This is a genomic window from Sphingobium sp. OAS761, assembly GCF_024168485.1.
GTDB lineage: Bacteria > Pseudomonadota > Alphaproteobacteria > Sphingomonadales > Sphingomonadaceae > Sphingobium.
In genome coordinates this window covers 43,529-55,842 of the sequence record NZ_JALJVY010000011.1, presented here as the reverse complement: position 1 = coordinate 55,842, position 12,314 = coordinate 43,529, and the positions used below count along the sequence as shown (strand labels likewise).

Here is a 12,314-nt window from a genome sequence, read left to right as displayed (position 1 = left end):
AAAACGCGTCAGCCGATGCAGTAGGCGCAGAGCTTGTTGCCATCCAGATCGCGGAAATATGAGAAATAAGCGCCCGGTTGCCGTTCGCCGGGCGCGCCCTCGCACGCGCCGCCCAGCGATATCGCCTTGGCATGGAGCGCATCGACCTCGTCCCGGCTGTCGCAGGCGAAGGAGAACATGGAGCCGTTGCCGACGCTGGCCGCGTTGCCGTCATAGGGCGTCAGCACGCCGAAGCTGAAACCGCCGTCACGGCCGTAGATGCGCCCACGCGGCGAATCATGCATGCCAGACAGGCCGACCAGCGCCAGCACCCCGTCGTAAAAGACCTTGGCCTCCTCGATCCGGTTGGACCCCACGGTGCAATATGTCAGTGCCGCCATCGTCTCTCCTTTCATCTGCGTAATGCCCGAACCCTATGCACCGGCGCGCCGGGAAAGCCTAGTGGATCGGCACGGTCGCGATCGCCACATTGCCGAACATCACCAGGCCGGCGAGGATCATCAGCGTTCCGCGCTTGCGGTCGCGCCGCCTGATCACCGCATAAAGGCCCGCGCCAGTCAGCAGGACGCCCGCCAGCATGAGGATGGACATGATGGTTCCGGTCATGCCCCGTCCATAGGACCGCCGGTCCATGGTGGCAATCTGGCGCGGCTGCCCTTATGAGGCGCCCAACCCGAATCACCCCGAACGGTGAAGGATTTTGCCGTCATGAAAATCGCCATCGCTTCCGATCATGCCGCCGTCGACCTGAAGGCAGAGCTTGCGCAGTGGCTGCGCGACGAAGGGCATGCGGTCCAGGACCTGGGGCCGGCCACCGCCGACCGCGTCGATTATCCCGATTACGGGTACAAGCTGGCAGCAGCTGTCGCATCCGGCGGCGCCGAACGCGGCATCGCCCTGTGCGGATCGGGCATCGGCATTTCCATCGCGGTCAACCGCAACCCGGCCTGCCGCTGTGCGCTGGTGGGCGAGCCGCTGTCGGCCGCGCTGGCGCGCGAACATAACGACGCCAACGTCATCGCCATGGGCGCGCGCCTGACCGGCGTCGACATGGCCAAGGCGTGCCTCGCCGCATTCCTGACCACCGATTTCGGCGGAGGCCGCCATGCCGGCCGCGTCGAGAAACTGACCCAGCCCGCGCTCTGAAAGGATATTCGGATGAGCATCGACACCCTTAGCCCAGCCATCCGTCAGGACGGTTTCTTCAACGAATCGCTTGCCAGCGCGGACCCCGAAATCTTCGACGCGATCGGCAGGGAACTGAAGCGCCAGCAGGACAAGATCGAACTGATCGCGTCGGAAAACATCGTGTCGAAGGCGGTGCTGGAGGCCGCGGGATCGATCTTCACCAACAAATATGCGGAGGGGTATCCGGGCAAGCGCTATTATGGCGGCTGTGAATATGCCGATGTCGTCGAAACGCTGGCGATCGAGCGCGCGAAAAAACTGTTCGGCGCGCAGTTCGCCAATGTCCAGCCCAACAGCGGCAGCCAGATGAACCAGGCGGTGTTCCTGGCGCTGCTTCAGCCGGGCGATACCTTCATGGGACTCGACCTGTCGTCGGGCGGCCACCTGACCCACGGATCGCCGGTCAACATGAGCGGCAAGTGGTTCAACCCGGTGCCCTATGGCGTGCGCGCCGACGATCACCTGATCGACATGGACGAAGTCGCGCGCATCGCGCGGGAGTGCAAGCCCAAGTTGATCATCTGCGGCGGCACCGCCTATTCGCGGGTCTGGGACTTCAAGCGGTTCCGCGAGATCGCGGACGAGGTCGGTGCCTATCTGCTGGCCGACATGTCGCACTTTTCCGGCCTTGTCGCCGGCGGCGCGCACCCGTCGCCCGTGCCCCACGCCCATGTCACCACGACCACCACGCACAAGTCGCTGCGTGGTCCCCGCTCCGGCATCATCCTCAGCAATGACGAGGCGATCGCCAAGAAGCTGAACAGCGCGATCTTCCCGGGGCTCCAGGGCGGCCCGCTGATGCACATCATCGCCGCGAAGGCGGTGGCGTTCAAGGAAGCGCTGACTCCCGAGTTCAAGGCCTATGCCCACCAGATCGTCGCCAATGCCAAGGCGCTGGCCGAGACGCTGGCCGACGCCGGCCTGTCGATCGTATCCGGCGGCACCGACAATCACCTGATGCTGGTCGACCTGCGGGCGAAGAACACGACCGGCAAGGCGGCGGAAAAGGCGCTCGACCGCGCCTACATCACCTGCAACAAGAACAACGTCCCGTTCGACACGGCCAGCCCCTTCGTCACGTCCGGCGTCCGGCTGGGCACGCCGGCCGGCACGACGCGCGGCTTTGGCGAGGCGGAATTCCGCGAGATCGGACGCCTGATCGCCGAAGTGGTGGAAGGGCTGAAGCGCAACGGCGAAGAGGGTGACGGCCAGGTCGAGCAGCATGTCCGCGAAAAGGTGCTGGGCCTGACCGCGCGTTTTCCGATCTATCAGGACTGACCGCCCTTGCGCTGCCCCTTCTGTTCCCACGAAGACAGCCAGGTGAAGGACAGCCGGCCGACGGAGGATGGCGCCGCCATCCGCCGTCGCCGCCAGTGCGAGGCGTGCGGCGCGCGCTTTACCACATTCGAACGCATCCAGTTGCGCGACATATGGGTGGTGAAGAGCGAAGGTCGCAAGGAAGCGTTCGAGCGCGACAAGCTGGCCCGGTCCATCGGCATCGCCTGCCGCAAGCGACCGATCGACCCCAGCCGGATCGAAAAGCTGATTTCCGGCATCCAGCGCCAGTTGGAAACCAGCGGCGACAGCGAGGTGCCGGCGCGCGCCATCGGCGAAATGGTGATGGAAGGGCTCAAGCGCCTGGACAGCGTCGCCTATATCCGCTTCGCCAGCGTCTACAAGGATTTCACCGACGCCAAGGATTTCGAGGATTTCGCCGGCACGGTAAAGGCGGTGGGGCGTGAATAGGCCCGTCATCGTGCTGGTTCGTCCGCAACTGGGCGAGAATATCGGCAAGGCCGCGCGCGCGATGCTGAATTTCGGGCTGACCGAGATGCGGCTGGTGAGCCCGCGGGACGGCTGGCCAAACCCCGATGCCGGGCCGTCGGCGGCCGGGGCGGACAGCGTGCTGGACGAAGCGCAGGTCTTCGATACGCTGGCGGAGGCGGTGGCCGATTGCGCGCATGTCTATGCGACGACCGTGCGCAAGCGGGGCGTCACCAAGCCGGTCGTCACACCCGACGCGGCGGCGCGCGAGATCCATGGCGCGCAGGGCCGCAGCGCCATCGTCTTCGGTCCCGAACGGTCGGGGCTGGAAACCGAGGATGTGGCGCTGGCCCGCAAGATTTTGACGGTGCCGATCAATCCGGACTTCGGTTCGCTCAACCTGGCGCAGGCCGTGATCCTGTGCGCCTATGAATGGTCCAAGCAGGCATCGCTGGAACAGCCGACCGTCACCGACCTTGGCGAACCGGCGCCGCAGGACGAGCTGGAAGGCATGATCGACCAGTTCGAGACGCTGCTGGAGGGCGCGGGCTATTTCTTCCCGCCCGACCGCGCACCCGCGACGAAGCGAACGCTGCGCAACCTGCTGACCAAGCCGGGCTGGAACCATCTGGAAGTGCGCACGCTGCGCGGCGTGCTGTCTGCCCTGGGCAATCCGCGCGCGCGCTGATCAGATGCCGCCCGGCACCGGCGGCCAGCCGCCACGCGCCAGCCCCTCGCCGAGCGCCGCCATGCAGGCGTCAAGCCGCTCCGCATCCGTCGACCGAACGACGAAATTGGCCCCGACCCGCCCCTCCCGAAAAAACGGATAGGAGCCGATCTGGCACCCGTCATGCGCCCTTTCGACGTCGCCGAGCAGGTCTGCGATCTCGCTTTCCGCGACCCAGCAGCCCAGCGTTGCGGACAGCAGCGGCAAGCCGCCCTCCAGCCTGCCGGTCAGCGCTTCCAGCATACCGGCCGTGATGTGCGGCACGCCGGCCATGATGAAGATGTTGCCATGCCGGATGCCGGGCGCGCCGGACATGCGGTTTTCGATCAGGCTGGCGCCTTCGGGAACCCGCGCCATGCGCAGCCGCGCCTCGGTCAGGCCGCCGCGCGTGTCGTAATAGCCCGCCAGCATCGCCCGCGCGTCATCATGCACAACCACGCCGACGCCCAGCGCGTCGGCGATCGCGTCGACGGTAATGTCGTCATGCGTGGGCCCGATGCCGCCGGTCGTGAACAGATAATCGTTCCGCGCGCGCAATGTGTTGACGGCCTCCACGATCGCGCCGCTGTCATCGGCCACGACCCGCACCTCGCGCAGGCGTATGCCCTGGACGTTCAGCCAGGTCGCGATCTGCGCGACATTCCTGTCCTGGGTGCGTCCCGACAATATCTCGTCGCCGATCACGATCAGCGCTGCGGTCCAGATGCGGTTGGGATCGGCCATGCCCCGCCCATAGCCTTCCGCGCCGATCATGCCTAGCCCGTCCTCTCGCCCCCTCGCATTCTTGCAGGCGGCGTCCTATAGTCGGGGTCATGACCGAATATATGACCATGACGGCGGACGCGCCCGTTTCCCGATCCCAGGCGATCAAATTATATGGCGAGAGCGGCTTTGCCGGCATGCGCAAGGCCGGGCGGCTGGCCGCAGAGATACTGGACGCGCTGGTGCCGCATGTGGTGCCGGGCGTCACCACGGGCGAACTGGACGACATTGTGCGCCGGATGACGCTGGATGGTGGCGGCGTTCCCGCGACGCTGGGCTATCGCGGCTATACGCACAGCTGCTGCATCAGCCTGAACAACGTGATCTGCCACGGCATTCCGGGCGACACACGGCTGCGCGACGGTGACATATTGAATATCGACGTGACGCCGCAGGTGGACGGCTGGCACGGCGACAGCAGCCGCATGTATCTGTGCGGAGAACCCTCCATCAAGGCGCGGCGGCTGGTCGAGGTCACCTATGAATGCCTGATGCTGGGCATCGAGCAGGCGAAGCCCGGCAACAGGCTGGGCGATATCGGCCATGCCATCCAGCGCCATGCGGAGCGGCATCGCTATGGCGTGGTGCGGGACTTTTGCGGGCACGGGCTGGGACAGGTCTTCCACGACAGCCCGGAGGTCGTCCATATCGGTCGTCCGGGCACCGGGCCAGAATTGCGGCCCGGCATGTTCTTCACCATCGAACCGATGATCAACATCGGAAAGCCGGGCGTAAAGATGCTGGACGACGGATGGACCGCGGTGACGCGCGATCGCACCCTGTCGGCGCAGTTCGAGCACAGCATCGGCATCACCGACACGGGATGCGAAATCTTCACGAAAAGTCCGCTGGGACTGGACGCGCCGCCTTATGGCTGAAACCGTAACCATGCTGCCTAAATATTGAGCAGGATGATGGAAAAATGCCCGGAATCCGAGCAATATGGACAAAGATTGCTGCATCGCCGAAAGCAAGTCCTAGCGATTCGCCATTTGGCACGGTAATTGATTGTTAAGAGCGACGGCGGGTGTCTCGGGGGGCATGACGATCGTTGCTCTAGGAGAGGGAATGCGGGTCGCGCCCGCATTTTGCACGCGTCTTGAGTTGGGAATGAAACGATGAAAAAGATCGAAGCGATCATCAAGCCGTTCAAGCTGGACGAGGTCAAGGAAGCACTGCACGAAGTCGGCGTTTCAGGTATCACCGTGACGGAAGCCAAGGGCTTTGGCCGACAGAAGGGACATACCGAGCTCTATCGCGGCGCCGAATATGTGGTCGACTTCCTGCCCAAGGTGAAGCTGGAAGTCGTGGTCGACTCGTCGCTGGCCGACCGCGTCGTCGAAGCGATCAGCGCCGCCGCCCAGACCGGCCGAATCGGCGACGGCAAGATCTTCATTTCCAACATCGAAGGCGCAGTTCGCATCCGTACCGGCGAGCGCGACAGCGACGCCATCTGAGTTTCGCGTGACGAGAACCGCCGGCCGACGGGGGCCGGCGGACATGGCTTCAACTACCCCTTCGGGGGGGTATCAAGAGAGAAGGGCAAGTGCACATGGCCAATACGCCGAAAGACATCCTGAAGATGATCGAGGAAAAGGAGATCGAATGGGTCGATCTGCGTTTCACCGATCCGAAGGGCAAGTGGCAGCACCTGACCATGGTGTCGAGCGTCATGGGCGAGGATGAGTTGTCCGACGGCCTGATGTTCGACGGCTCTTCGATCGAGGGCTGGAAGGCCATCAACGAATCGGACATGATCCTGAAGCCCGACCTGGACGCCGTCTATGTCGATCCGTTCAGCGCCACGCCGATGATGATCCTGTTCTGCGACGTCGTCGAGCCGGATACCGGCGAACTCTATGCCCGCGACCCCCGTTCGACCGCCAAGCGCGCCGAAGCCTTCGTCAAGTCGGCCGGGTTCGGCGACACCATCTATGTGGGTCCGGAAGCCGAATTCTTCATGTTCGACGATGTCCGCTTCAATTCGGACTACAGCGAATCCTTCTTCAAGATCGACGATGTCGAACTGCCGACCAACACCGGCAAGGAATATGAGGGCGGCAACCTGGCCCACCGTCCGCGCGCAAAGGGCGGCTATTTCCCCGTCGCGCCGGTCGATCCGTGCACCGACATCCGCGCCGAAATGGTGTCGACCATGCTGGAAATGGGCCTGCCCTGCGACAAGCACCACCATGAAGTCGCCGCCGCGCAGCACGAACTGGGCCTGACCTTCGGCACGCTGGTCACCACCGCCGACCGCATGCAGATCTACAAATATGTCGTGCAGATGGTCGCCCAGGCCTATGGCAAGACCGCGACCTTCATGCCCAAGCCGATCGCGCAGGACAATGGCAGCGGCATGCATACCCACATGTCGATCTGGGAAGGCGGCAAGCCGCTGTTCGCCGGCGACGGCTATGCCGGCCTGTCGGAAACCTGCCTCTACTTCATCGGCGGCGTCATCAAGCACGCCAAGGCGCTCAACGCCTTCACCAACCCGACCACCAACAGCTACAAGCGCCTGGTGCCGGGCTTCGAGGCGCCGGTGCTGCTGGCCTATTCGGCCCGCAACCGTTCGGCCTCCTGCCGTATTCCGTACGGCGCGGGCGCCAAGGCGAAGCGCGTGGAATTCCGTTTCCCCGATGCGATGGCGAACCCCTATCTCTGCTACGCCGCGCTGCTGATGGCCGGCCTCGACGGCATCGAGAACAAGATCCATCCGGGCGCCGCGATGGACAAGAATCTCTACGACCTGCCGCCCGAGGAACTGAGCCAGGTCCCGACCGTGTGCGGTTCGCTGCGCGAAGCGCTGACCAGCCTGGAAGCCGATTACGAGTTCCTGCTGAAGGGCGACGTCTTCACCAAGGATCAGATCGATGCTTACATCGAACTGAAGTGGCCCGAAGTCTATCGCTGGGAAATGGCGCCGTCGCCGGTTGAATTCGACATGTACTACAGCGCCTGATCCCTTTCTCGGACGTTGTGGAAGGAGGCCCGGTCGCGCAAGCGGCCGGGCCTTTTTCGTTGGAACGGCGATTGCGGCGACGGGTAATATAACCGATCGGCAAGCAATGGCATCTGTGGAGCCGTCATGAGTAGAACCGGTCCTTGGGGCGCAACACCACCACAACATAGCGGCGGCAAGCATATCCGCCAGGCCGGCGTCGCGCGCGACGGCGCTTTCGTGTTGCCCGGACGTATCCGGCATCCGGTGGATGACGACGGCATCTATCCCAACCCGCAGGCCGATTATGTCCGCATGTCCCGGACCTTCGGCATGCGGATCGTCCGCTGTCGCGCCGCGCGCGACATATCGGGGTTTGTGACGGCGCAGGAATTTGGCGGTGAGGCGCACCTGCCCGAACCGATTGCGTCGACCCTAAGCCGCGCCTTTTCCGGGAGCGTGAAGCACCCGATCTCGTTGCGATTGAACCAGCAGGCGGGCGTGCTGGCGCATGGCACCAACCCGGAGGGGCGGATCTACCAGCCGCTCAGCGATTGGTCGCTCGAAATCGAGGATAGGGATGACGACCTGCATGTCACCCTGTCTGCGACATTGCATGGCCTGCACCTCGAGGAATGGCAGACGCGCACCACAAATCATTGGGAGAAGCAGGCAGGCGCCCGAATCGTCATCCAGTTCGTCATAGATGCCATCACGCGCGTCGCCTGTTTCGGCTATTATGCGCCCAACCTTTCGACCGAGGCGGTCGCTCCCGCGCCTCTGCCACCTCCCGCCACGCTAACGGAACTGGATATCTCGACCGCTCCGGTCGGGACATTTAACCAATGCGGTGTGGGACCGAATGGCCTGGTGTCATTTCATGAAGCGATCGAACTGGGCTATCTGTCCTTGACCCGCCTGTCGCATCCAGCACGGACGGAAGCGGGCTTTCTGCCCACGCACATGAACCATGTCTGGCCCCGACTGACCCTGCATGGCGTGACCATGGCGTCGATCCGCTTCGCCCTTCTCAACAATCCGGCGATGCGCCTAAACGCGGAAGGCGATTGCGTGGGGAACCTGCAATATGGCGGACCTGACGGCTGGATGACCAATATCACCCGTTGGATGGCGGACATCCGGCGGGACGAAACGGGCTTGCATTTCGATGTGGAGGCTCACTCGTCCGAAGCGCCGCGGCGCCTGACCTTCCGGCTGCCGTGGGAAATGCTGATACTGCGCTATCCCGGCTTCCTGCCCCATCAGCCGGACTGAACCACCGCTCGCCTCACCCCGGTATTGATGCCCCGAACAGCAGCACCGGCTCGCCCGGCGGCGACAGGACGATATCGCCGCCCGCGCTTTCCACCAACTGGCGCACCATCCAGGCGGCGGCCGTGCGCGAAGCGAGCCCCTCGGGCGGCAGCGTGCCGGACAGGGCGGCGCGCAGATCAGGGTCCAGCACCAGCTTGGGTCCTTCGGCACGCACGACGATTTCGGTAACACCGGGGCGCGATTCCGCGCCGATGTCGAGTTGCCCGCCGCGCACCAGGGCGTCGCCCGCGATCAGCGACAGGTTCAGCAGCACCTTGACCGCGAGCTTGCCCAGCATCGCGTCCTCGACCAGCCAGCCGACCTTCACCCGGCCCGCCCCGGCGAACATGCCCTCTATCGCGACGCGCGCCTCGTGCGGCGGCACGGCGTCGCCGAACCCGCCCGCCGAGCCGAAGGCAAGGCGGAAGAATTTCAGCTTGTTGGCCGAGGTCCGCGCACTGTCCCCCAGCAATTCCAGGCAGCGTTCGCGCATGTCCGGATCGGTTTCGTCAGCCATCAGTTCGAGGCCGTTGTTGAGCGCCCCGACCGGACTGAGCAGGTCGTGGCACAGGCGCGAACAAAGCAGGCTGGCGAATTCGATGCTGTCGGTCGAATGAGTCATGCAGGGAGACCGCCGGATTGGACTATGGGAAAGCGTTCCCGGCTAATGCGCCGCAAGGACGCCCGATGCAACCCCGGGTCACCGCCTTTCCGTCACCTGACGTCGAGTGCCGCCTCGACAAAGGCCGTGGCACCGCCCTCGCCCGGCCCGGCGATCCACAGGCGGGCCGTCTCGCCCGTGACGATCAGCCAGAGCCGGCCGTCGGGAACCGCGCAGGCCGCGTCTGTGGCCGAAGGCACAGGCCGGCCGGACGGATGGGAATGAAAATGCCCGACCACTTGCGGCCCGCCGGTCCGCGCGTCCCGATATGCGGACAGGAGCCTTGCCGGATCGAGTTCGAAATGGCGCGCCGGATCAGGGGCGACATTGTCGGCGGGCAGGATAGCCGTGATATCGTCCGGCCGCCCGAGCAGAAGACCGCATATTTCGTCACGGCTGGACCGCGCGAGGGTCATGATCTGTTCCAGCAGCAACCTTGAAATAGCGACGGTCATTCCTACATGGCTAGCGCATGGGTTCGGGGGATTCCAACATTTGCGTGACGATCGGCGACGCGCAGGCGGGCGAGCGGCTCGACCGCGCCCTTGCCGACCTGATACCCGACCTGTCCCGCGAACGGATCAAGACCCTGATCGGCGAAGGCCGCGTGACGACCGGCCGCGACACGAGGATCAGCGCGTCGGCGAAGGTTGCGGTCGGGCAGGATTATCATGTTTCTTTGCCGCCGGCGCGACCGCTCGACACGGTGGCGCAGGACATCCCGCTGTCGATCGTGCACGAGGACGCAGACCTGATCGTGGTCGACAAGCCCGCCGGGCTGGTCGTGCATCCCGCCGCAGGCAATCTCGACGGGACGCTGGTCAACGCGCTGTTGCATCACTGCGCCGGGCGGCTGTCGGGCATTGGCGGGGTGGCGCGGCCGGGCATCGTCCATCGCATCGACAAGGACACGTCCGGCCTGCTGGTCGTGGCCAAGACCGACAAGGCCCATGAAGGGCTGGCGCGCCAGTTCAAGGATCACAGCATTCAAAGGCTTTATGCCGCGATCTGCTATGGCGCGCCCGTTCCGCCAGCGGGAACCGTCGACACATGGATCGCCCGGTCCGACGCCGATCGAAAGAAGATGGCCGTTTGTCGGGAAGGCCGGGGCAAGCATGCGATCACCCATTATCGGGTGACGGAACGCCTGAACGGCGCGGCGCTGCTGGAATGCCGACTGGAAACGGGGCGCACGCATCAGGTGCGGGTTCACATGACGCATATCGGGAACCCCTTGATCGGCGATCCGCTTTACAGTAGAGAAAGAAAAGGTTTCAAATCAATACTGGAAACGCTGGGTTTCAAAAGGCAGGCATTGCACGCCAGAACGCTGGGGTTCATACATCCCGTGACGGAAAAGCCGCTCATGTTCGAAAGTGCACTGCCCGTCGATATGCAGGAACTGTTAAGCCGGCTTCACGTATAGATTTGGACAAGTTTGCGACGGTGCTGAGGACGCCTCTTCTGGGTCCCGCCGTGCAAGAAAGGGAAAGGTGACGACATGGCCAAGAGCAATGTCCCCGCGGTTCCGACGCTGGGCGGTGAAGCCAGCCTCAACCGCTATCTGTCGGAAATTCGCAAATTTCCGCTGCTCACCCCTGAGCAGGAATATATGCTGGCGAAGCGTTATCAGGAGCATCAGGATCCCGAGGCCGCTGCGCAGCTCGTGACGTCGCACCTGCGACTCGTCGCCAAGATCGCCATGGGCTATCGCGGCTACGGCCTGCCGGTCAGCGAGCTGATCAGCGAAGGCAATATCGGTTTGATGCAGGGCGTGAAGAAGTTCGAGGCCGATCGCGGCTTCCGCCTGGCAACCTATGCGATGTGGTGGATCAGGGCGTCGATCCAGGAATTCATCCTGCGGTCGTGGAGTCTGGTGAAGATGGGCACGACCGCCGCGCAGAAGAAGCTTTTCTTCAATCTGCGCCGGATGAAGAACAATATCGAGGCGTTCGAGGACGGCGACCTGCATCCCGACGACGTGAAGAAGATCGCCACCGACCTGGGCGTCAGCGAAGAGGACGTCGTATCGATGAACCGTCGCATGGCGATGGGCGGCGACACGTCGCTCAACGTGCCTATGCGCGAGGATGGCGAGGGCCAGTGGCAGGATTGGCTGGCCGATACCGATCAGTTGCAGGACGAACGCGTCGCCGACGAGCAGGAGCGCGAGATGCGCCACGACATGCTGGTCGAGGCGATGGACGACCTAAACGACCGGGAAAAGCATATCCTGGCCGAACGCCGCCTGGCGGAGGAGCCCAAGACGCTGGAGGAATTGTCCCAGGTCTACGGCGTAAGCCGGGAACGCGTCCGCCAGATCGAGGTGCGTGCGTTCGAAAAGCTGCAAAAGGCGATGATGCGCATTGCCGGCGGCAAGCTGGAAAAGATCGCGCGGCTCGCCGCCGCCTGAGCAATTGCTCGTTCCCATGGCAAAAGGTCCCGGGACCCCAGCGGTTCCGGGGCCTTTTGCATGGCGGTCGCTGCCTGGCCGTTCGTTGAAGGGGCATGGCGCCGACAATCCTCTATCCGCTGCTGCTCGCCGCAGCGCCGGTATCCGCACCCGCAATGCCCGCCCCTGTCGATCGGGCCAGCGGCGAACATTATGTCTGGGGCGACGTCAATGACGGGTGGCATCTGGTCAAGCGCCCCGACCTGTCCGTGATAGAGGAACAGATCGCGCCGGGCGCGCGGGAGGTGCGGCATCTGCACGCGAAGGCCCGGCAATTCTTCTACGTCCTGTCAGGCATGCTGACGATGGAGGCGGACGGCAGGGTGGTGACCGTCACCGCCGGCCAGGGCATCGAGATCCCGCCCGGCACCCCGCATCAGGCGCGCAACGACAGCACGGCGCCGCTTGTCATCCTGGTTACCTCCGCCCCGCCCAGCCATGGCGACCGGGTGGCTGCACCCCTGCCCTGATCCGCAACGACGCGGCAGATGACGCGATGCGC

Annotated in this window: 15 protein-coding genes and 1 pseudogene; 11 read left to right on the top strand and 5 right to left on the bottom strand. The window is 64.2% G+C overall.

Going from position 1 to position 12,314, the window contains the following annotated elements; genetic code table 11:
• Positions 1-8: 8 nt before the first annotated feature.
• Both J3E64_RS15260 and J3E64_RS15255 read right to left on the bottom strand, forming a co-directional pair.
• The gene (locus J3E64_RS15260; RefSeq protein ID WP_253343890.1) at positions 9-380 is read right to left on the bottom strand and encodes a VOC family protein; all 372 of its coding nucleotides are present in this window, start codon (positions 378-380) and stop codon (positions 9-11) included.
• 58 nt (positions 381-438) lie between these two features.
• A complete protein-coding gene (locus J3E64_RS15255; RefSeq protein WP_253343889.1) occupies positions 439-606 on the bottom strand; it encodes an LPXTG cell wall anchor domain-containing protein in 168 nt (55 codons plus the stop codon).
• A gap of 102 nt (positions 607-708) precedes the next feature.
• Between J3E64_RS15255 and rpiB the strand changes: the two genes are divergently transcribed.
• The 4 genes and pseudogenes from rpiB to J3E64_RS15235 all read left to right on the top strand — a co-directional run.
• Complete coding sequence (rpiB, locus tag J3E64_RS15250) at positions 709-1,146, top strand: ribose 5-phosphate isomerase B (protein ID WP_253343888.1); 438 nt, start codon at positions 709-711, stop codon at positions 1,144-1,146.
• Positions 1,147-1,158: 12 nt separating this feature from the next.
• Positions 1,159-2,466 carry a serine hydroxymethyltransferase gene (glyA, locus tag J3E64_RS15245; RefSeq protein WP_253343887.1) on the top strand — a complete coding sequence of 436 codons (1,308 nt, stop codon included), beginning with the start codon at positions 1,159-1,161 and terminating at the stop codon, positions 2,464-2,466.
• Positions 2,467-2,472: 6 nt separating this feature from the next.
• The gene (nrdR, locus tag J3E64_RS15240; protein WP_253343886.1) at positions 2,473-2,934 is read left to right on the top strand and encodes a transcriptional regulator NrdR; all 462 of its coding nucleotides are present in this window, start codon (positions 2,473-2,475) and stop codon (positions 2,932-2,934) included.
• Between the two features lies 1 nt (position 2,935).
• Positions 2,936-3,640 (top strand): annotated as a pseudogene (locus tag J3E64_RS15235) (RNA methyltransferase); the annotation flags it as partial.
• Here the strand turns inward: J3E64_RS15235 and J3E64_RS15230 are convergent.
• Positions 3,641-4,402: a molybdopterin-binding protein gene (locus tag J3E64_RS15230; protein ID WP_253344002.1), complete on the bottom strand. Its 762-nt coding sequence runs from the start codon at positions 4,400-4,402 to the stop codon at positions 3,641-3,643.
• 89 nt (positions 4,403-4,491) lie between these two features.
• On the opposite strand from J3E64_RS15230, the gene map reads away from it, so the two are divergent.
• The 4 genes from map (at position 4,492) to J3E64_RS15210 (ending at position 8,660) form a co-directional block, all read left to right on the top strand.
• Positions 4,492-5,319, top strand: coding sequence for a type I methionyl aminopeptidase (map, locus tag J3E64_RS15225; RefSeq protein WP_253343884.1), 828 nt, complete (start codon positions 4,492-4,494; stop codon positions 5,317-5,319).
• 240 nt (positions 5,320-5,559) lie between these two features.
• Complete coding sequence (locus J3E64_RS15220; RefSeq protein ID WP_253343883.1) at positions 5,560-5,898, top strand: P-II family nitrogen regulator; 339 nt, start codon at positions 5,560-5,562, stop codon at positions 5,896-5,898.
• Between the two features lie 95 nt (positions 5,899-5,993).
• The gene (gene glnA, locus J3E64_RS15215) at positions 5,994-7,406 is read left to right on the top strand and encodes a type I glutamate--ammonia ligase (protein WP_253343882.1); all 1,413 of its coding nucleotides are present in this window, start codon (positions 5,994-5,996) and stop codon (positions 7,404-7,406) included.
• A 126-nt stretch (positions 7,407-7,532) separates the two neighbouring features.
• The gene (locus tag J3E64_RS15210) at positions 7,533-8,660 is read left to right on the top strand and encodes a hypothetical protein (protein WP_253343881.1); all 1,128 of its coding nucleotides are present in this window, start codon (positions 7,533-7,535) and stop codon (positions 8,658-8,660) included.
• 13 nt (positions 8,661-8,673) lie between these two features.
• On the opposite strand, the gene J3E64_RS15205 is transcribed toward J3E64_RS15210, so the two are convergent.
• Together J3E64_RS15205 and J3E64_RS15200 are read right to left on the bottom strand one after the other, a co-directional pair.
• Complete coding sequence (locus J3E64_RS15205; RefSeq protein WP_253343880.1) at positions 8,674-9,321, bottom strand: histidine phosphotransferase family protein; 648 nt, start codon at positions 9,319-9,321, stop codon at positions 8,674-8,676.
• 92 nt (positions 9,322-9,413) lie between these two features.
• Positions 9,414-9,815, bottom strand: a complete 402-nt coding sequence (locus J3E64_RS15200; RefSeq protein ID WP_253343879.1) for a M67 family metallopeptidase — start codon at positions 9,813-9,815, stop codon at positions 9,414-9,416.
• A 17-nt stretch (positions 9,816-9,832) separates the two neighbouring features.
• On the opposite strand from J3E64_RS15200, the gene J3E64_RS15195 reads away from it, so the two are divergent.
• The 3 genes from J3E64_RS15195 to J3E64_RS15185 all read left to right on the top strand — a co-directional run bounded on the left by J3E64_RS15195 (position 9,833) and on the right by J3E64_RS15185 (position 12,282).
• Positions 9,833-10,786, top strand: a complete 954-nt coding sequence (locus J3E64_RS15195) for an RluA family pseudouridine synthase (protein WP_253343878.1) — start codon at positions 9,833-9,835, stop codon at positions 10,784-10,786.
• A gap of 75 nt (positions 10,787-10,861) precedes the next feature.
• Entirely contained in the window at positions 10,862-11,773 is a 912-nt protein-coding gene (gene rpoH / locus J3E64_RS15190; protein WP_253343877.1) for an RNA polymerase sigma factor RpoH, read from the top strand.
• A 95-nt stretch (positions 11,774-11,868) separates the two neighbouring features.
• Positions 11,869-12,282, top strand: coding sequence for a cupin domain-containing protein (locus tag J3E64_RS15185; protein WP_253343876.1), 414 nt, complete (start codon positions 11,869-11,871; stop codon positions 12,280-12,282).
• Positions 12,283-12,314 lie beyond the last annotated feature (32 nt).

Excerpts from the sequence above, each read along its gene's own strand:
- J3E64_RS15205 (WP_253343880.1), bottom strand. The coding sequence starts at position 9,321 with ATGACTCATTCGACCGACAGCATCGAATTCGCCAGCCTGCTTTGTTCG.
- J3E64_RS15255 (WP_253343889.1), bottom strand. The coding sequence starts at position 606 with ATGACCGGAACCATCATGTCCATCCTCATGCTGGCGGGCGTCCTGCTG.
- J3E64_RS15210 (WP_253343881.1), top strand. The coding sequence starts at position 7,533 with ATGAGTAGAACCGGTCCTTGGGGCGCAACACCACCACAACATAGCGGC.
- map (WP_253343884.1), top strand. The coding sequence starts at position 4,492 with ATGACCGAATATATGACCATGACGGCGGACGCGCCCGTTTCCCGATCC.
- J3E64_RS15220 (WP_253343883.1), top strand. The coding sequence starts at position 5,560 with ATGAAAAAGATCGAAGCGATCATCAAGCCGTTCAAGCTGGACGAGGTC.
- rpoH (WP_253343877.1), top strand. The coding sequence starts at position 10,862 with ATGGCCAAGAGCAATGTCCCCGCGGTTCCGACGCTGGGCGGTGAAGCC.
- J3E64_RS15195 (WP_253343878.1), top strand. The coding sequence starts at position 9,833 with ATGGGTTCGGGGGATTCCAACATTTGCGTGACGATCGGCGACGCGCAG.
- glnA (WP_253343882.1), top strand. The coding sequence starts at position 5,994 with ATGGCCAATACGCCGAAAGACATCCTGAAGATGATCGAGGAAAAGGAG.
- J3E64_RS15200 (WP_253343879.1), bottom strand. The coding sequence starts at position 9,815 with ATGACCGTCGCTATTTCAAGGTTGCTGCTGGAACAGATCATGACCCTC.
- rpiB (WP_253343888.1), top strand. The coding sequence starts at position 709 with ATGAAAATCGCCATCGCTTCCGATCATGCCGCCGTCGACCTGAAGGCA.
- J3E64_RS15260 (WP_253343890.1), bottom strand. The coding sequence starts at position 380 with ATGGCGGCACTGACATATTGCACCGTGGGGTCCAACCGGATCGAGGAG.
- glyA (WP_253343887.1), top strand. The coding sequence starts at position 1,159 with ATGAGCATCGACACCCTTAGCCCAGCCATCCGTCAGGACGGTTTCTTC.
- J3E64_RS15230 (WP_253344002.1), bottom strand. The coding sequence starts at position 4,402 with ATGGCCGATCCCAACCGCATCTGGACCGCAGCGCTGATCGTGATCGGC.
- J3E64_RS15185 (WP_253343876.1), top strand. The coding sequence starts at position 11,869 with ATGGCGCCGACAATCCTCTATCCGCTGCTGCTCGCCGCAGCGCCGGTA.